The following is a 20669-nucleotide window of genomic DNA, read 5'->3' as shown; positions in this document are numbered from 1 at the left end:
TTGCGGTGGGCCCGCAGCGGTCGTTCTCAGATCTCCTCGACGCTGCTGGCGTCGGGGCGACGGGACAGGTCGATACCGAGCTCCTCGGCGGCCCGGTACACCTCCTCGTCGGAGTCACGCATCTCGATCATCGTGCCGTCGGAGGAGAGCACCTCGACGTTCAAGCACAGCGACTGCATCTCCTTGACCAGCACCTTGAACGACTCAGGGATGCCGGGCTCGGGGATGTTCTCGCCCTTGACGATCGCCTCGTACACCTTGACGCGACCAGGGATGTCGTCCGACTTGATCGTCAGGAGCTCCTGGAGCGCGTACGCGGCGCCGTACGCCTCGAGCGCCCACACCTCCATCTCGCCGAACCGCTGGCCACCGAACTGGGCCTTACCGCCCAGCGGCTGCTGCGTGATCATCGAGTACGGACCGGTCGAACGCGCGTGGATCTTGTCGTCGACCAGGTGGTGCAGCTTGAGGATGTACATGTAGCCGACCGAGATCGGGGCCGGGAACGGCTCGCCGGAGCGGCCGTCGAACAGCCGCGCCTTGCCCGAGCTGCCGATCAGCCGGTCGCCGTCGCGAGTCACGCGGGTCGTGTCGAGCAGACCCTTGAGCTCGTCCTCGTGGAGGCCGTCGAACACCGGCGTGGCCACGGGGGTGCCGGGCTCACCGGTCAACGCCTCGGGTGCCAGGTTCTTGGCCCAGTCGGACTTCGCGTCGGCTTCCCAACCGGTCTTCGCGACCCACCCGAGGTGGGTCTCGAGGACCTGACCGACGTTCATCCGGCCGGGCACACCCATCGGGTTGAGGATGATGTCCACCGGCGTGCCGTCCTCGAGGAACGGCATGTCCTCGACGGGCAGGATCTTCGAGATGACGCCCTTGTTGCCGTGACGGCCGGCGAGCTTGTCACCATCGGTGATCTTGCGGCGCTGCGCGATGTAGACGCGGACCAGCTGGTTGACGCCCGGGGGCAGCTCGTCGCCGTCCTCGCGGTTGAACTCGCGCACGGCGATGACCGTGCCCGACTCACCGTGAGGGACCTTGAGCGAGGTGTCGCGGACCTCGCGCGCCTTCTCACCGAAGATCGCGCGGAGCAGCCGCTCCTCGGGGGTCAGCTCGGTCTCGCCCTTGGGTGTGACCTTGCCGACCAGCACGTCGCCGGCGCCGACCTCGGCACCGATGCGGATGATGCCGCGCTCGTCCAGGTCGGCCAGCACCTCGTCGGAGACGTTCGGGATGTCCCGGGTGATCTCCTCCGGGCCCAGCTTCGTGTCGCGGGCGTCGACCTCGTGCTCCTCGATGTGGATCGAGGAGAGCACGTCGTCCTGCACGAGGCGCTGCGACAGGATGATCGCGTCCTCGTAGTTGTGGCCCTCCCACGACATGAACGCGACCAACAGGTTGCGTCCGAGGGCGAGCTCGCCCTCGTCGGTGGCGGGACCATCGGCGAGCACCGAGCCGACCTCGACGCGGGCGCCCTCGTCGACCAGCACACGCTGGTTGTAGGAGGTGCCCTGGTTCGAGCGACGGAACTTCGCGACGCGGTAGGTGTAGCTGCCGCCCTCGTCCTCGGCGACGACGATGGCGTCGGCCGAGACCTCGGTGACCACGCCGGGCTTGCGGGCGACGATGACGTCACCGGCGTCGACGGCGGCGCGCCGCTCCATGCCGGTCCCGACCAGCGGGGCCTCGCTGCGCACCAGCGGCACGGCCTGGCGCTGCATGTTGGCGCCCATGAGCGCGCGGTTCGCGTCGTCGTGCTCGAGGAACGGGATCATCGCGGTCGCGACCGACACCATCTGGCGGGCCGAGACGTCCATGTAGTCCACGTTCTCGGCGGGGACGTCGATCGCCTCACCACCGCGAGTACGGACCAGCACGGTCTCCTCGACGAAGCGACCCTTGTCGTCGAGCACGGCGTTGGCCTGTGCGATGACGTACCGGTCCTCGTCGTCGGCGGTCAGGTACTCGACGTCGTCGGTGACCTTGCCCTTGTTGACCTTGCGGTACGGGGTCTCGACGAAGCCGAACGGGTTGATCCGCGCGTAGGTGGCGAGCGAGCCGATCAGACCGATGTTCGGACCCTCAGGGGTCTCGATCGGGCACATGCGGCCGTAGTGGCTCGGGTGGACGTCGCGAACCTCCATGCCGGCGCGGTCACGGGACAGACCGCCGGGGCCCAGCGCCGACAGGCGGCGCTTGTGGGTCAGACCCGCGAGCGGGTTGTTCTGGTCCATGAACTGCGAGAGCTGGCTGGTGCCGAAGAACTCACGGATCGAGGCCACGACCGGGCGGATGTTGATCAGGGTCTGTGGCGTGATCGCCTCGACGTCCTGGGTCGTCATCCGCTCACGGACCACCCGCTCCATCCGGGACAGGCCGGTACGGACCTGGTTCTGGATGAGCTCGCCGACCGCACGGATGCGGCGGTTGCCGAAGTGGTCGATGTCGTCGGTCTCGACCGGGAGGTCGACCGCCTTGCCGTCGCGGACACCCGCGAACGTGGTCTCGCCCTTGTGCAGCGCCGCGAGGTACTTGATCGTGGCGACCACATCCTCGACCGACAGGGTCGAGTCGCTCAGCGGCTTGTCGACGCCGAGCTTCTTGTTGATCTTGTAGCGACCGACCTTGGCCAGGTCGTACCGCTTGCCGTTGAAGTAGAAGTTGTCGAGCAGCGCGGTGGCGGCCTCGACCGTGGGCGGCTCGCCCGGGCGGATCTTGCGGTAGATGTCGAGCAGCGACTCGTCCTGGGTGTGGACGTTGTCCTTCTCGAGCGTCTCGATGACTGCCGGGTACTCCGCGAACGCCTCGCGGATCTCGCCCTCGGTCATGCCCAGCGCCTTGAGGAACACGGTGACCGACTGCTTGCGCTTGCGATCCACACGCACGCCGACGGCGTCGCGCTTGTCGATCTCGAACTCGAGCCACGCGCCGCGGGAGGGGATCACGCGCGTGGTGAAGATGTCCTTGTCGGACGTCTTGTCCGGGGTGCGCTCGAAGTAGACGCCCGGGGAACGAACCAGCTGCGAGACGACGACGCGCTCGGTGCCGTTGATGATGAACGTGCCCCGCTCGGTCATGAGCGGGAACTCGCCCATGAAGACCGTCTGAGACTTGATCTCGCCGGTCGTGTAGTTGACGAACTCAGCGGTGACGAACAGCGGCGCCGAGAAGGTGAAGTCCTTCTCCTTGCACTCCTGGGCGGAGTACTTCGGCGGCTCGAACCGGTGGTCCCGGAACGACAGCGACATCGTCTGGCCGAAGTCCTCGATCGGCGAGATCTCCTCGAAGATCTCCTCCAGACCGGACTTGGTCGGGACGGCGTTGTTGCCGGCGGCGACAGCCTCCTCGACGCGGGCACGCCACGCGTCGTTGCCGAGCAGCCAGTCAAAGCTCTCGGTCTGCAGGCCGAGCAGGTCAGGCGCTGCGAGTGGCTCGTGGATCTTCGCGAAAGAGACGCGACGTGATGCGGTGCGGTTGGCGATGTCAGTGGCGGATGCGTGAGAGGTGCGCGAGGCAGCCAAGAGGGGTCCTTCCCGGCGTTCGTGTGGCGTGCGCGTGCGGAAGAGCCCCGGTCAAGCCCAGCCGAGTCGGACCCAGGACACACCGGAAATCTGGGGTGTCGAGAGGGTGCCGCAACCGGCTGACGGGCAGGACGGGGTCAGAGCACAAGGCAAAGACCGACTATAGGGCACGCGCCATCAAATGTCCAGCGCCCATCGATGGACGACTGGAATCACTCCGCAGAACGCCACTGACAGACGCTTTGCACCTCACTGCAGAGCCACGCAACGCCGACACCATACCCCCGGAACCGTGACTGGCGCCACCACCGATCGCTGATCGGCCAGATCGTCTGTTCCGGTGCGATCACTGGACCATCTCACCCCCGGGGACGACGAACGGGCCCGCACCTCTCGGTGCGGGCCCGTCGTTGTCCCGGGACGAGCCCGGTGGGTGAAGCTGTCAGAGCATCGTCACTTGACGGAGACGGTGGCGCCTGCCGACTCGAGCTGCTCCTTGGCCTTGTTGGCCGTGTCCTGGTCGACACCCTCGAGGACGGGCTTGGGGGCGCCGTCGACGAGGTCCTTGGCCTCCTTGAGGCCGAGGGAGGTCAGCGCGCGGACCTCCTTGATGACCTGGATCTTCTTGTCGCCGATCGTCTCGAGGACGACGTCGAACTCGGTCTTCTCCTCAGCGGCCTCCTCGGCGGCGCCGCCACCGGCGGGGCCAGCGGCCACGGCCACGGCGGCCGGAGCGGCAGCGGTGACGTCGAAGACCTCTTCGAACTGCTTCACGAACTCGGAGAGCTCGATGAGGGTGAGCTCCTTGAAAGCCTCGATGAGCTCGTCGTTGGTGAGCTTCGCCATGATGGCGTTCCTTCCTGTTGGTCCTGCTCCGGGCTGGTCACCCGAGCAGGGGCGTGCGCAGAGAAGCGCGGGGTGGTGGTTGCGGAGCCTCAGGCGGCTTCGCTGGTGGACGCCTGCTTCTCGCGCAGGGCTTCGATGGTGCGGACCGCCTTGCTGGCGGGAGCGGTGAACATGTAGGCAGCCTGGAACAGCTTCGCCTTCATGGCACCGGCCGCCTTGGCCAGCAGCACCTCGCGGGACTCGAGGTCCGCGAGCTTGGTCACCTCGGCGGCGGACAGCGAGCGGCCGTCCATGACACCGCCCTTGATGACGAGGGTGGGGTTGGCCTTCGCGAAGTCGCGAAGGCTCTTGGCCGCCTCGACCGGGTCGCCACCGACGAACGCGATCGCGGACGGCCCGGTCAGCGCCAGGTCCCCCTCGAAGACGTCGACGCCGGCTTCCTTGGCTGCGATGGCGGTGAGCGTGTTCTTGACGACCGCGTACTGCGTGTCCGCACCCAGCTGGGTGCGCAGATCACTGATCTGGCTGACGGTGAGCCCGCGGTACTCGGTGAGAACGGCGGCCGAGGAGTTCTTGAACCGCTCGGTGAGCTCGGCGACCGCTGCCGCCTTGTCTGGCCGTGCCATGGGCCCTCCTTGATCGTTCGTGCCGCCGGACCCACACATGACAAGAGCCCCATGCGCAGGCATGGGGCTCGGGTGCTCACTGGCGTGACGGCCGAACTCTCACCTGCGCAGGCTCCACATCTGTGGACTTCATCCCGTCTGGTGACGGGCGACCGGCGGTCTTGGGCAGCGTTCACTCTAGAGGATGACGGCGGTGCTCGCCAAATCGACGGCGTCACCCGCACGACTGGGCGTCTCGAGCAGGTGGTCCTGCCCACCTCGGTGAGCCGAACAGGTGGTTCTGCCCGCCTCGGTGAGCCGAACAGGTGGTTCTGCCCGGAAAGCGGTCGCTTACCGTGCAGAATCACCTGTTCGCGACGTGCACGGATTCGCATCGCACACGGACGCACTGCGCTGCCCGCCTCCCGGGCTGGGAATGCGAGCGGGGCCGCACCTGTCCAGGTGCGGCCCCGTCCTCGAGCATGGCGAGCGACGTCAGGCGACATCCTCGTCGGCGGTGTTGCGCGTACGCGTGGCGTCCAGCGGGATGCCGGGGCCCATCGTGGTGCTCAGCACGGCCTTGGTGATGTACCGGCCCTTCGCGGAGGCCGGCTTGAGACGCAGGACCTCCTCGAGCGCTGCCGCGTAGTTGTCGAGCAGCTTCGTGTTGTCGAAGGACGCCTTGCCGATGATGAAGTGGAGGTTCGCGTGCTTGTCGACGCGGAACTCGATCCGGCCACCCTTGATGTCGTTCACGGCCTTGGCCACGTCCATCGTCACGGTGCCGGTCTTCGGGTTCGGCATGAGGCCACGAGGACCGAGCACGCGGCCGAGGCGGCCGACCTTGCCCATGAGGTCCGGGGTGGCGACGGCCGCGTCGAAGTCGGTGTAACCACCGGCGACCTTCTCGATCAGCTCGTCGCCGCCGACCTCGTCCGCACCCGCGGCGATGGCCTGCTCAGCGCGGTCGCCGTTGGCGAACACGATGACGCGGGCGGTCTTGCCGGTGCCGTGCGGGAGGTTGACGGTGCCGCGGACCATCTGATCGGCCTTGCGGGGGTCGACGCCGAGCCGGAACACGACCTCGACGGTCGAGTCGAACTTCGTCTTCGCGCCGGTCTTGGCCAGCTTGATGGCCTCGAGGGGGCTGTAGAGCTCGTCGCGGTCGATCGGCTCGGCCGCGGAACGGTACTGCTTGCTGCGCGTGGTCATCTGCTTCTCCTTGGTGTGTGAGCAGTCGTGGTGCGGGCCCGCGCGGCCCTCCCACTGGGTCGACCCGGCGGGTGCCGGGTCGGTCGGTGTTGTCAGCCCTCGACGGTGATGCCCATCGACCGGGCGGTGCCGGCGATGATCTTCGAGGCGGCGTCGAGGTCACGTGCGTTGAGGTCGGTCATCTTCTGCTCGGCGATCTCGCGCACCTGGGCGCTGGTGAGCTTGGCGACCTTGCTGCTGTGCGGGGTCGCGGAACCCTTCTGCACGCCTGCGGCCTTCTTGATCAGCTCGGCTGCCGGCGGGGTCTTGGTGATGAACGTGAACGAGCGGTCCTCGTACACGGTGATCTCGACCGGGATGACGTTGCCGCGCTGCGACTCGGTCGCGGCGTTGTACGCCTTGCAGAACTCCATGATGTTGACGCCGTGCTGACCGAGCGCGGGGCCGATCGGCGGCGCAGGGTTGGCCGCGCCGGCCTGGATCTGGAGCTTGATGAGGCCGACGGCCTTCTTCTTGGGGGGCATTGCTTCTCCTGTGTGATGGGCCGACGCCATGGGCGATGACCCGGTTGCAATCCGGAGCTTGCTCCGGGTTCACATCCAGGGCGGAGCCCTGGGTGGTTCCGGGCCGACGGGCCCGTAGGTTTGGGTGTTCTGAGGGCAAACCCCAGAGATCATACCCGGGAACGAGCCGCGGGCCACGGAGTCTGGGGCGGAGCCCCAGCGGGGGCACACGGGGGCGGAGCCCCGGGGCCTAGAGCTTCGCGACCTGGTTGAACGACAGCTCGACCGGGGTCTCGCGACCGAAGATCGACACGAGCACCTTGAGCTTCTGGCCCTCGGCGTTGATCTCGGAGATCGTGGCCGGCAGCGTGTCGAAGGGGCCGTCGGTGACGGTGACCGACTCGCCCACCTCGAAGTCGACCTCGATGGGGGTCGCTGCCGTGGCGCCACCACCGCCGCGCTGCACCGGGGCGGCTGCCTCGATGGTGGGCGCGAGCATCTTCATGACGTCGTCGAGCGAGAGCGGCGGCGGGGAGTGCGAGGCGCCCACGAACTGCGTGACACCCGGGGTGTGGCGCACGGCGCCCCACGACTCGTCGGTCATCTCCATGCGGACCAGGACGTAGCTGGGGATGCGAACACGCTTGACGACCTTGCGGACCGTGTTCTTCATCTCCACGACCTCTTCCATCGGCACCTCGACCTGGAAGATGTAGTCCTCCATGTTGAGGGACTGGATGCGCGACTCGAGGTTCGCCTTGACGCGGTTCTCGTAGCCCGCGTAGGAGTGGATGACGTACCAGTCGCCGGGGAGCATCCGCAGCTCACGGCGGAACGCGTCGACCGGGTCCTCCTCGATCTCTTCCTCCGCGTCCTGCTCGGACGTCTCGGCCTCGGCGGCGGGCGTCTCGGCCTCGTCGCTCTCTCGCTGGTCGGACTCGGTGCTCTCCGGGGCCTCGTCAGAGGTGTCGACGGCCGTGGCGGTCTCGAGATCGTCGACCTCTCCTCCCTCGTCGGGCTGGTCGAGGGGCTGCTCGGACACGGTGACCTGCTTCCTTAGCTGATGGGGTGGTGCTGATGACGGGCGGCGCTCAGCCGCCGAACGCCCACAGGACGAGCCTGCCGACGGCGAAGTCGAGGACCCCGACGTAGGCCATGATGATCAGCACGAACACGATGACGACCGCTGAATAGGTCACCAGCTCCTTGGACGTCGGGGTGACGACCTTGCGAAGCTCCGAGATGACCTGGCGGACGAACAGCACGATCGCCGCGATCGGGCCGCGGCGCTCTTCCTTCTTGGCTGCCGGTGCGCGACCAGCCGTGGCGCGAGACGCAGGCGCCGCGCCGCGGGAGCCGTCTCGCTTCCTGGCGGCCGCCTTCGCAGACGCGCTCGCCGCGACGGTTGCCTGGCCGGAGCCTTCGCCGTCGGGCTCGTCCTCGACGTCGTCGCTCACCGCGTCAGCATGGTCGACGTCGTCAGCCTGCTCGGCTTCGTCAGCCTGCTCGGCTTCGTCAGCCTCGACCGACTCGTCAGTGGCGTCGTCGAGCCGACCCTCGTCGTCGTCGGGATTGCCCTTCGACGCGTTGGTGGACCTGCTCACTCGTACTTCCTCACTGGACGGGGTGTGCGGCGCCGACCGACGCGAGATCGACCGGGCGGACGGGCCCTGCGGGCCGCGCTCTCAGCGACCTCACGGAACGGGCCCTGGCAGGGCAGGAGGGACTCGAACCCACAACCGCCGGTTTTGGAGACCGGTGCGCTACCAATTGCGCCACTGCCCTACGACGATCTCCACCCTCGTACCCGCATCGTCCGGCAACTGCCGGGCAGCGACGAGCATGATGGAGGAAACCACCGGCGTCGAGTGTACCTGCCCAGCACGCCTCGGTCGAACGGGCGCCATCCCACGGCGTTCCGAGGGCCGCGAGCGGGCGCCACCGTGAGTGGGGGCGGGAGGGCTACACGAGTCGGTAGCCCATGCCGCGGACCGTCTCGATGCGTTGCGCGCCGACCTTCTTGCGCAGGTACCGCACGTAGACGTCGACGACGTTGCTGCCGGGGTCGAAGTCGTAGCCCCACACCCGGGAGAGCAGCTGCTCGCGGCTGAGCACCTGCCCGGGGTTGCGCAGGAACGTCTCGGCGAGCGTGAACTCGCGCGCGGAGAGGTCGACGGCGGTGGTGCCGACCTGGAGCCGACGCGTGCGCAGGTCCAGCGAGAGGTCGCCATGGGTGATCACGCTGGCCGTTTCGGGGCCGGCGGTCGGCTCGGACCGCAGCCGCAGCCGCACGCGGGCGAGCAGCTCCTCGAAGCGGAACGGCTTGGCCATGTAGTCGTCGGCGCCACCCTCGAGACCCGCGACGGTGTCGGTGACCGAGCTGCGGGCGGTGAGGATGATCACCGGCATCGTGACCCCGGAGCTGCGGATGACGTCGAGCACCTCGAACCCGTCGACGTCGGGAAGGCCCAGGTCGAGGATCAGGAGATCGAAGTCGCCGGTCGAGGCGAGGTCGATCGCCTCGGTCCCGGTGGTGACGTGCGCCGAGGAGTAGCCGGCGGACTTCAGGCCCTTCGCGATGAACGAGGCGATGCGCTCCTCGTCCTCGGCGATCAGGATCTGGCTCATGAGTTCTCCTCGGGGACGTCCATGGGGTGCGCAAGCGTGTGCCGCGAGTTCTCGGGCGTGCGCGGGAGCACGATCGTGAAGGTGCTCCCCCGCCCGGGCGCCGACGTGAGCTCGACGTGCCCGCCATGAGCCTGCGCGATCGAGCGCACGATCGTCAGCCCCAGCCCCGAGCCGTCGGCGGTGGCGCCCTCGGCGCGCACAAAACGTTCGAAGACCCGGTGCTGCTCCTGCGAGGGGATGCCGATGCCCTCGTCGCGGACCCAGAGCCGCACGGCGGCCTGGTCAACCGAGGACCCCAGCGCCACCGTGGTGCCGTCCTCGGAGAACTTGACGGCGTTGCTCGCCAGCTGCAGCCATGCCTGGGTGATCCGGCGCGGGTCGAGATCCATCTCGAGCTCCGCGAGCGAGTCCAGCACCCACCGCCGGTCGCCCAACGGGCGCGCCTTGGCGAGCATGTCGTCGGTGAGCACGGCGACGGCGGTGCGCTCCATCGTCACGAAGTCGGGTCGACGTGACTTGGCCAGCGTGATCAGCTCCTCGACCAGCGAGGTCATCCGGTCGAGCTCGTCGAGGGCGAGCGCGCGCACCGTGGCCGCATCCTCGGGGTCGGCGGTGTCCATCAGCTCGAGGTGACCACGGACGACCGTGAGCGGGGTACGCAGCTCGTGACCGACGTCGTCGAGCAGCTCGCGCTGCGAGGCGAAGGCGTGCTCGAGGCGATCGAGCATCCCGTTGACCGTGGTGGTCAGCACGGCGAGGTCGTCGTTGCCGACCACCTCGATCCTGCGGGACAGGTCCGAGGAGCCGATCTCCGCCGCCGCGGAACGCAGCAGCGCCACTGGTTTGAGGAGGTCGCTGACGATGAGGAAGCCGAGGGCGCCGATCAGCACGAGCGCCCCCAGCGCGACCAGCGCGTAGGTGGTGTAGCTCTGCGCGAGAGCCGCGTGCTCGGCGCCGCGGTCGAACGCGAGCACCAGGGCTCCGCTGTCACCTGCCGGACCCACGACCGGGACGATGGCGACGCGGTAGGAGCCCATCTCGGTGTCGATAGTCGTGATCAGCCGCGCGTGCTCCGGATCCGTCTCCATCATGGCGGCGCGTTCCTCGGTCAACGGCCCGAGGATGTCGATGAGCTCGGCGTCCTGCTGCATCTGGTACGGGTACTCCGCAGGCGCGTTGTAGGTGTGCACACCCTCGACGAAGCCGGCCATCCCCTCGTTCGGCCCCGGGACGATGCGGCCGAGCGCGACCAGCAGCAGCTCGGTGACGTCCTGGAACGGCGCACCGGTCTTCGGGTCGACGCCCTCGCTCGCGAGGGTGAGGAACTCCTCGCTGCTGCGATCGAGGCTGTCCTTCATGAGGTCGTCGAGGCGGCCACGCTCGAGCACGTACGCCGTGGTGCCCGCGACCAGCATCGCGAGCGCACTGAGCACCGTGAGAGCCGTCAGCACACGTGTGCGCACGCTCCAGCCGAACCAGCCACCGACCCGGGAGGAGCGCGAGCCGGCGGCGCGGTCCTCGCCGATCTTGATCTCCTCGCTCGCCACGCTCCCAGTATCGAGGACCAGGGTCTGGACGGAGCGCGCGTCGCTGCGGGGCAGCTCGCGGGTCTCGCCCACCACCGGGATCTCCTCGGTGGCGGGCGAGAGCCGGCCCCGGGCGGGCTGCCCGGGGCCGGCACCGGCGTGGTTCACGTTGGTCAGTCGCCCGAGCCGGCCGAGGGCGCGGAAGCAGCGGACGCGGGGCTGGCGGGGCTGACCGGCGAGGCGGGGCTGACCGGCGAGGCCGCGCTGACCGGCGAGGCGGGGCTCGGAGGCGTCGCCGGGCTGGGCGGTGATGCCGGGCTGGGCGGGGTGGCCGGGCTGACCGGAGATGGAGCGCTCACCGGGGAGGCCGGGGTCGCGGGGCTGACGGCGGAGGCCGGGCTGACGGCGGAGGCCGCGCTGACGGGCGTGGCCGGGGACGCGGGGGTGACCGGGCTGGCAGCGGTCACCGCGGAGGCCGCCGTCGTGGCGCTGATCGCGGTGACGGCCGTCGTCGCGCTGTCCGAGGCGATCTGAGCAGGATCGGCGGTGACGTCGAGGGGCTGCAGCACGCGGGTGCCCACACCCTGCGTCTGCTCGAGGATCGCGCCGTTGCCGCTGACGTCGACCGAGTCCGCGGCGGCGGCCACGGTGCCGGCGGTCACGCCGATGGCGCCGAGAGCGCCGGTGATGATCCAGGCGGTGCGCTTGTTCATGATCGTTCTCCTGACGTGAGTGGGGCGAGTGCCCCGGCCTGACTGACTCCCTCAGCCTCGCGACCTCCCGTGAGACCAGCAGGAGCGAACGGTGAGAGACCTCTCAGCAACGTGAGACCCCTCTCATCGGCCATCGGGCCTCGAAGACGGACCGACCCCGTGCCTGCTGGCACGGGGTCGGTCGCACAGGCGACTGCCGGGGGGGATCAGTCGCCCGAATCAGCCGACGCGGCCGAGGCCGGCGAGACGGGGCTCGTCGGGGACGGGGCGCTGGCAGCTGAGACCGGCGACGGGGGCGTCGCCGGAGATGCGGGGCTTGCAGGCGTGGCGGGGCTGGGCGCCGAGGCCGGGCTGGCCGGCGTCGCGGGGCTCGCGGGCGTCGCCGGGCTGGCCGGTGATGCCGTGGTGGGCGCGCTCATCGCGGTGACGGCGGTCGTGGCGCTGTCGGAGGCGATCTGGCTCGGGTCGGTCGTGGGGTCGGTGGACCGCTCGACGGCGGGGTCGCTCGCTGCAGGCGACTGGAGCACGGCACCGCCACCCGAGGAGTCGACCGAGTCGGCAGCAGCAGCAACAGCACCGACGCCGATGGCGACCGAGCCGAGGGCCCCGGTGATGATCCATGCCGTGCGCTTGTTCATGTCCTCGATGCTCCTGATGCGTGCTGGCTGCCGCTGACACGGAGAACCCTCGCACTCCTGGGTGAGACCCGCAGGAGGGTTTGATGAGAGACCTCTCAGATTCATGAGAGGTCTCTCATCCACGCTCAGTCGCCCGAGGCGGCCGACGGCGCCGAAGCCGCCGATGCCGGGCTCGGGGCCGATGCCGGGCTCGGGGCGGACACAGGCGACGGGGCCGACACCGGGCTGGCGGCCGAGACCGGGGTGGCCGCCGAGGCGGGCGACACCGGGCTGGCGGGGGTGACCGGGCTCGGTGCGGAGACCGGCGAGGCCGGGCTGACGGCGCTCGCGGGCGAGGCGGGCGTCGGGGCGCTGGCAGGGGTGATCGCCGACGCGGCCGTGCTCGCGCTGATGGCGGTGACGGCCGTCGTCGCGCTGTCGGAGGCGACCTGAGCCGGGTCGGTGGCCACGCCTGCGGTCCTCATGACCGGGGAGCCCGCGAAGGCCGACTCCACGACCGAACCACCAGCGGAGGTGTCCACCGAATCCGCGGCAGCTGCCACCGTGCCGGCGGCCACGCCGACGGCACCGAGAGCCCCGGCAACGATCCATGCGGTGCGCTTGTTCATGATGATCCTCCTGGGTAGCGAGAGGCACGTGCTGCCTCTGGTTGCGCTGACACCTGAAGAATCTCGACGGCGCGTGAGACGCCTAGGAGGACGCCGTCAGAGACCTCTCAGACAGGTGAGTGCTCTCTCATCCGCCGCTGGCCGCGCTGGCGGCCGAGGCAGGCGAGCCCGCAGGAACCGGCGAGGGCGCTGACGGCACGGTCGTGGTCGGCTCCTCCGGCGTGGGCGCGACCGTGGAGCTCGGGGAGTCCGAGGGACCGTCGCTCGCGCTCGGGGCGGAGGCAGCGGTCCGGGTGGAACCCGAGGACCCCGTCGCCTCGGTGGACGTGACGTCGCTGGTGTCGGTGACGACTGCTCCGCCGCCGCTGACCTCGTCGGGGACCGCTGCGTTGACGATCGCGATGCCGGAGACGCCGACGACGCCGAGCGCGCCGGTCACCATCCAGAACGTGCGTGCTCTCATGCGGCGCTCCCCTCCTCGGCGCGCACGACGGCGGCCAGGGCGAGATCCAGCCTCGCCTCGGCCTGGTCCCGGCTCGCGCCGGCGATCAGGGAGACCAGCACGGCTGCCGTCCGGGCGTCGAGCGCGCGCTGGTCCACCGAGGTGGCGAACGCGGAGTGCCAGCGCCGGATCACCGCCGGCACGCCGGTGTAGGTCTCCGGCGCCAGGCTCGGCAGCACGAGCATGTGCGCGAGCAGCGTGGCCAGATCGTCCTCCCGCCGGCCAGGGCCCAGGGAGTCGACGTCGATCACCGCCGCCGGGCGACCGCCGTCGACGAAGAGGTTGGCCACGTTGAGGTCCCCGTGCGTGGGCACCTCGGCCACTCGCCCCGAGCGCGCGAGGACCGCGCCGAGACGCAGCGTGACATCGTCGATCTCGGCAGCCCGCTCCGGCAGCGCGCTACGCGCTGCGGCAGCGTGGAAGTCGATCCGGTCCACCCAGGAGGGCCGCAGCGGAAGCTGGGTGACCTGGGCGGGCATCGAGTCGAGAGCGTCGAGGACCCTCTCGGGCGAGGGGATGGTGGCCGGGTCGCCCGAGGCGAGCGCCTGGGCGAGCGACAGGCCCGGGGCGCGCGCGAGGAGCACCACCCCGGGGGCAGGCTCGCTGAGGATCGCAGGAGCGGGCAGCGCCGAGCCCTGCAGCACCGCGTGCCGCTCCACGAGGTCGCCCGCCTTGCGGGGGCGCACGACCTTGAGGAAGTAGCTCTCGGCACCGACGCGCGCGAGGACGACCGCGCGTCGGGTCGGGCGGTACGAGACGACGTGCAGATGGGGCTGCTCGGGCCGGTCCAGCCAGCCCGCGACGGTCGCGCCGTCGAGCGCCGTGCGCAGACCCGGGAGCGCGGGGTCGTCGGCGCGGCGCCACACCCGAACCTCGTGGACGCCGTCGCCGAGAAGCGCCACGGACTCCGTGCGGTCGTGGCGGGTGGGGGTCGTGGTGCTCGCCACGATGACCTCCCCGGCTGGGGCAGCGGCGTGGGTGACGTCGTAGCAGACGCTCACGCCCGCACCCGGTCGGTGGTGCACGGCTGCGACCCGCACGCCGAGGTCCGGCGGTGCAGCGCCGTGACCGACCAACGCGCTGCGCACGATCTCCACCGACTCGGGGCCGGTGAGCAGGGCGAGCTCGGCGTCCTCGCCGACCCTGGCGGGGTCGGTGGAGCGAGCGGGCGTGGACGTGGTCACCCCACCACCCCACCACCGCAGGCGCCGTCCGTCAGTGAGACGGCGATGAGAGATCTCTCATCTCGCGCCCGCCGGACCGGGCAGGATGGCGGGGTGGCTCGAGATCTACGGACGCTGCCCAAGGCGCACCTGCACCTGCACTTCACGGGGTCGATGATCCCGGCCACGCTGGTCGAGCTCGCGCGCGAGCAGGGCCGGCGACTGCCGGAGTCGCTGGTGGACGCTGTGGTCGACGGCGACCCCGTCCGGCTACCCGCGAACGAGCGGGGCTGGTTCCGGTTCCAGCGGATGTACGACGCGGCGCGCGCCGTCGTCTCCTCGGAGGCGGTGATGCGGCGGCTCGTGGACGAGGCGGTCGCCGCCGACGCCGCCGAGGGCTCGGTGCGGCTGGAGATCCAGGTGGACCCGACGTCGTACGCCCCGTTCGTGGGTGGGCTCACCCCCGCGCTGGAGATCGTGCTCGACGCCGCGCGGAGCTCGGCGCACCGGCACGGCATCGAGGTCGGGGTGATCGTGGCCGCCTCGCGGATGCGGCACCCCCTCGACGCCCGCGTGCTCGCGCGCCTGGCCGCGCTGCACGCCGGCCCCGATGGCGTGATCGGGTTCGGGCTGAGCAACGACGAGCGCCGGGGCTCAACGGCGGAGTTCGGGCCTGCGTTCGCGATCGCCCGGCGGGCCGGGCTCGCCTCGGTGCCGCACGCGGGCGAGCTGCTCGGCGCCGACCACGTCACCGAGGTGCTCGAGACACTGCGCCCCGACCGGCTCGGTCACGGGGTGCGGGTCGCCGAGGACGGGCAGGTGATCCAGCGGGTCGTGGAGGCGGGCGTCACGCTCGAGGTGTGCCCGACGTCGAACGTCTCGCTCGGTGTGTACCCGACCGTCGCGGACGTGCCGCTGCGGCGGCTGGTGGATGCCGGCGCGCAGATCGCCCTGAGCGCCGACGACCCGCTGATCTTCGGGCCGCGACTCCTCGACCAGTACCAGCTCGCACGCGACGTGCACGGCTTCACCGACCCCGAGCTCGCAGCGCTCGCGCGCTCCTCGATCGATGCGAGCCGCGCGAGCGAGACCAGTAAGACCCAGATGCGCTCCGCCGTCGAGAAGTGGCTTGCTCAGCCCGACATAGGGTGACGCGGTGGCACGCAAGCTGCGCATGGCGCGACGGACGGTCCGGTACGACGGTGCCCGGATGCGGGTGCGTGAGCTGCGCGGCGACCGCGCCCACACGTTCGTCATGGTGCACGGCATCGGGGTGTCCTCGGACTACTTCGAGCCGCTCGCCTACGCCCTGCACGACCACGGGAACGTGCTGCTGCTCGACCTGCCGGGCTTCGGCGGGCTCCCCCATCCCAGCGCCCCGCTGACCATCTCCGGGTTCGCTGACATCGTGCGCGCGGGGATCGAGGCCGAGAGCATCGAGAACCCCGTGCTCATCGGGCACTCGATGGGCGCGCAGGTGGTCGTGGACCTGCTCGCGCGGCACGACATCTCCAGCCACACCGTGCTGATCGGTCCGGTCGTGAATCCTGCCGAGCCGCAGGTCAGGCAGCAGGTGTGGCGGCTGCTCCAGTCGGCGGCCTACGAGTCGCGACGGCTGCGGCTGCTCGCCTCCCGCGCGTACCTGCGGTGCGGGCCGGCGTGGATCCTCGAGGTGCTGCCCTCGATGATGCGCTACCCGATCGGCGACCAGCTCCAGCACGTGCGCGCCGACACCCTGCTGATCACCGGCGAGCACGACACCGTGGTCCCGGAGTCCTGGGTCGAGGTCATGCTGGCGCAGCTGCCGCAGGCGCGGGCCGAGCGCATCCCCGGCGCCGCGCACAACGTGGTGTACGAGCACTGGCGCCAGGTCGCGGAGCTCACGCTGTCGCACCTGGGGCTGACGGCGGACGAGCCGTCGTGATCCGGCGGGGCATCGAGCTCGTGCTGCGCGGGTTCGCCTGGGCAGCCGACTACGCGTTCGTGGTGCGGTGGCAGCTGCGCAACCTGTTGCGCCGGCGCCCGGCCTGGGTGGCCCCCGAGGTCGAGCAGGCGCGCGAGGCCGCGACCGGGAACGTGGTGCCGGTCGTGCTGCTGCCCGGGATCTTCGAGTCCTGGCGGTTCATGGAGCCGCTCGGGGTGCGGCTCGCGGAGGCCGGCCACCCCGTGCACGTGGTCGATCTCGGTCTGAACCGGCGGCCGGTCGTCGCGCTCGCGCGCCGGGTCTCGACGGCGATCGAGCGGGTCGGTCTGCAGGGTGCGGTGATCGTCGCCCACTCCAAGGGCGGGTTGATCGGCAAGCAGCTGATGCTCGACGAGAGCCGCAGGGCCGCGCGCAGCGGCGCCACGCCCCGGGTTCTCGGGATGGTCGCCGTCAACACCCCGTTCGGGGGCTCGCGGTACGCCGGGCTCATCCCGCTGGCCTCGGTACGGGCGATGCGCCCGAGGGCGCTGCGAGCGTTCGGCGCGCAGCGGGACGTCGATGACCGCATCACGTCGGTCTACGCCTCCTGGGATCCGCATGTGCCCGAGGGCAGCGAGCTCCCGGGCGCCGCGAACGTCGAGGTGCCGCACCGCGGCCACTTCCGCATCCTGGGCATCCGGGCGGTCCAGGACGCCGTGCTGGCTGCCGTGGAGCTCACCGCGCGCTGATCTGGCGTGCGGTCGCTACAGCGTCAGACCGACCAGCACCGGCTCGGGGACCAGGGTGATGCCGAAGGTGTCGCGGACCCCGTCGCGGACGGTGCGGGCGAGGGCGAGGAGGTCCTCGGCGCTCGCGGCGCCGCGGTTGGTGAGCGCGAGCACGTGCTTGGTGGACAGCGAGGCGGCCGCACCGTCGAGGCGAAAGCCCCGTTCGAAGCCGGCGTGCTGGATCAGCCAGGCGGCGCTGGACTTGACGTAGCCATCACCGGCGGGGAACCGCGGCGCGCCCTCGGGCAGCTCCGCGTCCTCGGGCAGCACAGGGTTGGTGAAGAACGAGCCGGCGCTCCAGGTGTCGTGGTCATCGCCGTCGAGCACCATGCCCTTGCCCGAGCGGAGCTCGAGCACGGCGGCGCGGACCTCGGCGGACTCGACCCGCTCCCCCACCTCGACGCCGAGCGTGCGCGCGAGCTCGGGATAGCGGATCGGGGTGGAACGCGTGGCGAGCCGCATCTGGAACATCACGCTCAGCACCACGTAGCGCGGCGTGGGGTGCCAGCCGCCGTCGCGGTGCAGGGACTCCTTGAGGATCGACGTGCGATACCCGAGCCCGAGCTCGCCCCGGGCGAGCGTGCGGAAGCGCTGCTCCTGGCGGTCCCAGGTGCGGACCATCGCGACCACGTCGCCCACCTCCTGGCCGTACGCGCCGACGTTCTGCACGGGCGTCGCGCCGGTGCTGCCGGGGATGCCCGAGAGCGCCTCGATGCCGGTCCAGCCCTCGGTCACCGCGCGGAGCACGACGTCGTCCCACGGCATCCCCGCGGTCACCGAGAAGGCCGCGCCCCCGCAGGCGTCCTCCGACTCGACGGCGATCTCGCGGCGGGTGTCCCGGACCACCACGCCCGGGAAGCCGGCATCGGAGATCAGCACGTTCGAGCCACCGCCGAGCACCAGCAGCGGCTCGCCCGCGGCGTCGGCGGCCGCGACCGTCTCGACGATCTCCTTCTCGCTGCTCGCCTCGATCATCCGGCTGGCGGGGCCACCGACGCGCAGCGTCGTGAGATCGGCGAGGGTGCGGGTCATCGAGCCAGGGTAGTCACGCAGCATCGGTGACCGGATCGCTCTCCCGCTGCGGCACCGGAGCAGCGGCAGGTAGCACCAGCAGGCTGATCACCAGCGGGACCAGCACGGCCAGGAGCGCGTACCGGTATCCGATGTGGTCCGCGAGCAGGCCGAGCAGCGGCGGGCCGATGAGGAACGCCGTGTAGCCGAGCGTCGAGACCACCGAGAGGCGGGCGGCGGCGTGCCGGGGGTCATCGGTGGCGGCGCTCATGCCGACCGGGAACCCCAGCGCGGCGCCGAACCCCCACAGCACGGCGCCCGCGAGCGCCAGCGGCAGGTTCGGCACCAGCCCGAAGATCGCCAGCCCGACGATCGCGAAGCCCGTGCACAGCCGCAGCACGAGCAGCCGCCCGAACCTGTCGAGCAGCCAGGTGCCGGCGAAGCGCATGACCGTCATCGCGACGACGAACACCGTGAAGCCGAGCGCGCCGGTGCTGTTGGGCACGTCGAAGCCGTCGACGACGGCGAGCGCCAGCCAGTCGTTCGCGGCGCCCTCGGTCAGGGCGGCGGAGAGCACGACCATCCCGATCAGCAGCGTGCGGCCCTCGAGCCAGGTGCGGGCGAAGCTGGGCTTGTGGGCCGGCTCGGCGGGCGTGCCGTCGGCTGGGGTCTCGACATCCGGCAGCAATCCGCGGACGCTGATCAGGACCGCGACGACCACGAGCACGAGCGTCACACCCAGGTGCACCGGCAGCGCGATGCCGTTGCCGCTCGCCACCGTGCCGCCCGCCGCTCCGAGCACGGCGCCGCCCGAGAAGCCCGCGTGGAACCACGGCATGATCGACCGGGACAGCGCCCGCTCCACGACCGTGCCGGCGAAGTTCATCGCCATGTCCCAGGAGCCGTAGCCCATCATGGACACGAACAGCCCGGCGCCCACCCCGACGACGCTGCCCTGGGTCACCGCGAGCACCGCAGCACCCATCCCGAGCGCCGCCGTGAGCGAGCCAAGGATGAGGGTGCGCCGCGAGCCGATCGCGGACACGACCCGCCCGGTCAGCGGCAGCGACAGCAGCGAACCCATCGCGCCGAACAGCAGCACCAGGCCCATCGCATCCGGCTGGAGGTCGAGCTCGTCGCGCACCGCGGGCAGCCGGGAGGCCCAGCTCGCGAACGTGAGGCCGCTGAGGACGAAGACCGCGAACACAGCCGCGGCGGCGAGGCGCACGCGAGCACTGGTGGCGGTGGTGGACATACGGACCCCGGGGAGATGTCGGGAGGCGGACAACGTCAGGCACTCTCCGCCGTCGGCGAATCGATTCGAGCCTCTGCATCTAGCGTAAGCCCCGCTGGGCTAGGCTGACTCGCCCGACCGGAAGGAGCCGTCGGTGGGCCGAAGCGCGACCACACTGACCGACGTCGCACGTGCGGCAGGGGTCTCCTTGTCGACGGCGTCGCTCGCGTTCTCGGGCGCCGGCCCGATCTCTGCCGCCACCAAGGACAAGGTCCTGGCGGCGGCCGCGGAGCTCGGCTACCGCGGCCCCGACCCGGTGGCCGCCTCGTTGAGGCGGGGGCGCTCGGGCGTGATCGGGGTGGTGATGGGATCGGCCGTGCGCCGGTCCTTCCGCGACCCGGTCTCGATCCAGTTCCTCGACGGCATCGTGACGACGCTCGCGCCCAAGGGCTACGGCACGCTGCTGCTGCCCGCGAGCGCGGCCGACGAGACCCCCGACGCGATGCTGACGCACGCGGCCATGGATGCGGCCGTGCTGATGGCGGGCGCGGTGACCTCGACGTCCACGATCGCGGCGCTGCGCGCCCGGAAGCTGCCCACCGTGCAGATCGGCGGGGCCGGGCGCCAGGGACCCGCGGTGCGCGCGCGCGACAAGGACGGGATGCGCATGCTCGGCGAGCACCTGCGCGAGCGTGGACACACGCGCGTCGCGGTCGCGACCCTTCCGTGGAGCAACGGCGCCACCAGCGGGCCGGTCGAGGTGGGCACCACCCGGCGCCCTGCCGCGCCGATCACGGCTCGGCGCCTCGACGGCCTGCGGGAGGCGGGTGTGGAGCCCGTCGCGATGTGGCAGTGCGGCTCGTTGGTCGAGGATGGCATCGCCGCCGGGCGGGCGCTGCTCGCGGAGCGCCCGACGGCGCTGGTCGGGTTCAGCGACCTGATCGCCGCCGGCCTGCTGCTCGCTGCGCGCGAGGCGGGGCTGCGGGTGCCCGAGGACATCGCCGTCGCGGGGTTCGACGGCATCGACCTGCCGTGGCTCGGCGAGGACACGCTCACGACGCTCGTGCAGCCGATCGCCGAGATGGGCCGGCTCGCGGCCGAGGGGGCGATCTCGCTCGCCGTGGGCGGGAGCCCGAAGACCGTCACGGTCGACGTCGAGCTGCGGATCGGGACGACGACCTGACACCCCGGGGATATCGTGGCTGGAAGGTGGCCGAGCAGCACTCGCAGCGCGCGGGCGCGTCACCCGCAGCCACCACCTGGAGATG

At 70.9% G+C, this 20669-nt stretch carries 21 protein-coding genes and 1 tRNA gene; 8 read left to right on the top strand and 14 right to left on the bottom strand.

The genetic code is table 11. The annotated features are described in order from the left end of the window. Window positions 1-26: 26 nt before the first annotated feature. The 10 genes from rpoB to GPA03_RS11145 all read right to left on the bottom strand — a co-directional run bounded on the left by rpoB (window position 27) and on the right by GPA03_RS11145 (window position 11009). The gene (gene rpoB / locus GPA03_RS11190; protein WP_156252105.1) at window positions 27-3521 is read right to left on the bottom strand and encodes a DNA-directed RNA polymerase subunit beta; all 3495 of its coding nucleotides are present in this window, start codon (window positions 3519-3521) and stop codon (window positions 27-29) included. Between the two features lie 453 nt (window positions 3522-3974). After that, window positions 3975-4367: a 50S ribosomal protein L7/L12 gene (rplL, locus tag GPA03_RS11185; RefSeq protein ID WP_156252104.1), complete on the bottom strand. Its 393-nt coding sequence runs from the start codon at window positions 4365-4367 to the stop codon at window positions 3975-3977. 89 nt (window positions 4368-4456) lie between these two features. Further along, the gene (gene rplJ / locus GPA03_RS11180; protein WP_156252103.1) at window positions 4457-4993 is read right to left on the bottom strand and encodes a 50S ribosomal protein L10; all 537 of its coding nucleotides are present in this window, start codon (window positions 4991-4993) and stop codon (window positions 4457-4459) included. A gap of 474 nt (window positions 4994-5467) precedes the next feature. Then, on the bottom strand, window positions 5468-6184 hold the full coding sequence (gene rplA / locus GPA03_RS11175) for a 50S ribosomal protein L1 (protein WP_156252102.1): 717 nt from the start codon (window positions 6182-6184) through the stop codon (window positions 5468-5470). A gap of 92 nt (window positions 6185-6276) precedes the next feature. Continuing rightward, complete coding sequence (gene rplK, locus GPA03_RS11170; protein WP_156252101.1) at window positions 6277-6708, bottom strand: 50S ribosomal protein L11; 432 nt, start codon at window positions 6706-6708, stop codon at window positions 6277-6279. Window positions 6709-6937: 229 nt separating this feature from the next. Continuing rightward, on the bottom strand, window positions 6938-7729 hold the full coding sequence (nusG, locus tag GPA03_RS11165) for a transcription termination/antitermination protein NusG (protein ID WP_156252100.1): 792 nt from the start codon (window positions 7727-7729) through the stop codon (window positions 6938-6940). Window positions 7730-7778: 49 nt separating this feature from the next. Then, window positions 7779-8291 (bottom strand): preprotein translocase subunit SecE, encoded by a 513-nt coding sequence (gene secE, locus GPA03_RS23105; RefSeq protein WP_338325731.1) that lies wholly within the window; start codon window positions 8289-8291, stop codon window positions 7779-7781. 105 nt (window positions 8292-8396) lie between these two features. Then, window positions 8397-8472 (bottom strand) — tRNA-Trp (locus GPA03_RS11155). 177 nt (window positions 8473-8649) lie between these two features. Further along, window positions 8650-9315, bottom strand: coding sequence for a response regulator transcription factor (locus tag GPA03_RS11150; protein WP_156252099.1), 666 nt, complete (start codon window positions 9313-9315; stop codon window positions 8650-8652). Continuing rightward, on the bottom strand, window positions 9312-11009 hold the full coding sequence (locus GPA03_RS11145) for a sensor histidine kinase (protein WP_241681254.1): 1698 nt from the start codon (window positions 11007-11009) through the stop codon (window positions 9312-9314). Before GPA03_RS11145 ends, GPA03_RS11150 begins: the two co-directional genes overlap by 4 nt. Between GPA03_RS11145 and GPA03_RS11140 the strand changes: the two genes are divergently transcribed. The 4 genes from GPA03_RS11140 to GPA03_RS11130 all read left to right on the top strand — a co-directional run bounded on the left by GPA03_RS11140 (window position 11001) and on the right by GPA03_RS11130 (window position 12624). Further along, window positions 11001-11375, top strand: coding sequence for a hypothetical protein (locus GPA03_RS11140; RefSeq protein ID WP_156252098.1), 375 nt, complete (start codon window positions 11001-11003; stop codon window positions 11373-11375). The two genes, GPA03_RS11145 and GPA03_RS11140, sit on opposite strands and share 9 nt — an antisense overlap. A 75-nt stretch (window positions 11376-11450) precedes the next feature. Continuing rightward, window positions 11451-11573, top strand: coding sequence for a hypothetical protein (locus tag GPA03_RS23040; protein ID WP_277755124.1), 123 nt, complete (start codon window positions 11451-11453; stop codon window positions 11571-11573). A gap of 140 nt (window positions 11574-11713) precedes the next feature. Continuing rightward, window positions 11714-12229 (top strand): hypothetical protein, encoded by a 516-nt coding sequence (locus GPA03_RS11135; protein ID WP_156252097.1) that lies wholly within the window; start codon window positions 11714-11716, stop codon window positions 12227-12229. 206 nt (window positions 12230-12435) lie between these two features. Further along, window positions 12436-12624, top strand: a complete 189-nt coding sequence (locus GPA03_RS11130) for a hypothetical protein (protein WP_156252096.1) — start codon at window positions 12436-12438, stop codon at window positions 12622-12624. Window positions 12625-12927: 303 nt separating this feature from the next. Here the strand turns inward: GPA03_RS11130 and GPA03_RS11125 are convergent, their stop codons facing one another. Beyond that, window positions 12928-13263, bottom strand: coding sequence for a hypothetical protein (locus GPA03_RS11125; protein ID WP_156252095.1), 336 nt, complete (start codon window positions 13261-13263; stop codon window positions 12928-12930). Beyond that, window positions 13260-14486, bottom strand: a complete 1227-nt coding sequence (locus GPA03_RS11120) for a phosphotransferase (protein WP_156252094.1) — start codon at window positions 14484-14486, stop codon at window positions 13260-13262. The genes GPA03_RS11125 and GPA03_RS11120 overlap by 4 nt, the downstream gene beginning before the upstream one ends. A gap of 45 nt (window positions 14487-14531) precedes the next feature. Between GPA03_RS11120 and GPA03_RS11115 the strand changes: the two genes are divergently transcribed. Genes GPA03_RS11115 through GPA03_RS11105 form a run of 3 tightly spaced genes read left to right on the top strand, consistent with a single transcriptional unit; the run spans window position 14532 to window position 17117 of the window. Then, window positions 14532-15617, top strand: coding sequence for an adenosine deaminase (locus GPA03_RS11115; protein ID WP_156252093.1), 1086 nt, complete (start codon window positions 14532-14534; stop codon window positions 15615-15617). Window positions 15618-15621: 4 nt separating this feature from the next. Beyond that, window positions 15622-16389, top strand: a complete 768-nt coding sequence (locus GPA03_RS11110) for an alpha/beta fold hydrolase (RefSeq protein ID WP_156252092.1) — start codon at window positions 15622-15624, stop codon at window positions 16387-16389. Continuing rightward, entirely contained in the window at window positions 16386-17117 is a 732-nt protein-coding gene (locus GPA03_RS11105) for an esterase/lipase family protein (RefSeq protein WP_156252091.1), read from the top strand. The genes GPA03_RS11110 and GPA03_RS11105 overlap by 4 nt, the downstream gene beginning before the upstream one ends. Window positions 17118-17132: 15 nt before the next feature. Here the strand turns inward: GPA03_RS11105 and GPA03_RS11100 are convergent, their stop codons facing one another. Both GPA03_RS11100 and GPA03_RS11095 read right to left on the bottom strand, forming a co-directional pair. Further along, the gene (locus tag GPA03_RS11100) at window positions 17133-18188 is read right to left on the bottom strand and encodes a UDP-N-acetylmuramate dehydrogenase (protein WP_156252090.1); all 1056 of its coding nucleotides are present in this window, start codon (window positions 18186-18188) and stop codon (window positions 17133-17135) included. A gap of 13 nt (window positions 18189-18201) precedes the next feature. Beyond that, a complete protein-coding gene (locus GPA03_RS11095; protein WP_156252089.1) occupies window positions 18202-19422 on the bottom strand; it encodes an MFS transporter in 1221 nt (406 codons plus the stop codon). A gap of 133 nt (window positions 19423-19555) precedes the next feature. On the opposite strand from GPA03_RS11095, the gene GPA03_RS11090 reads away from it, so the two are divergent. Further along, window positions 19556-20584: a LacI family DNA-binding transcriptional regulator gene (locus tag GPA03_RS11090; protein ID WP_156252088.1), complete on the top strand. Its 1029-nt coding sequence runs from the start codon at window positions 19556-19558 to the stop codon at window positions 20582-20584. Window positions 20585-20669: the final 85 nt, after the last annotated feature.

The organism is Pseudactinotalea terrae (genome assembly GCF_009733845.1).
Lineage (GTDB): Bacteria > Actinomycetota > Actinomycetes > Actinomycetales > Beutenbergiaceae > Pseudactinotalea > Pseudactinotalea terrae.
This window is presented reverse-complemented; position numbering and strand designations above follow the sequence as displayed.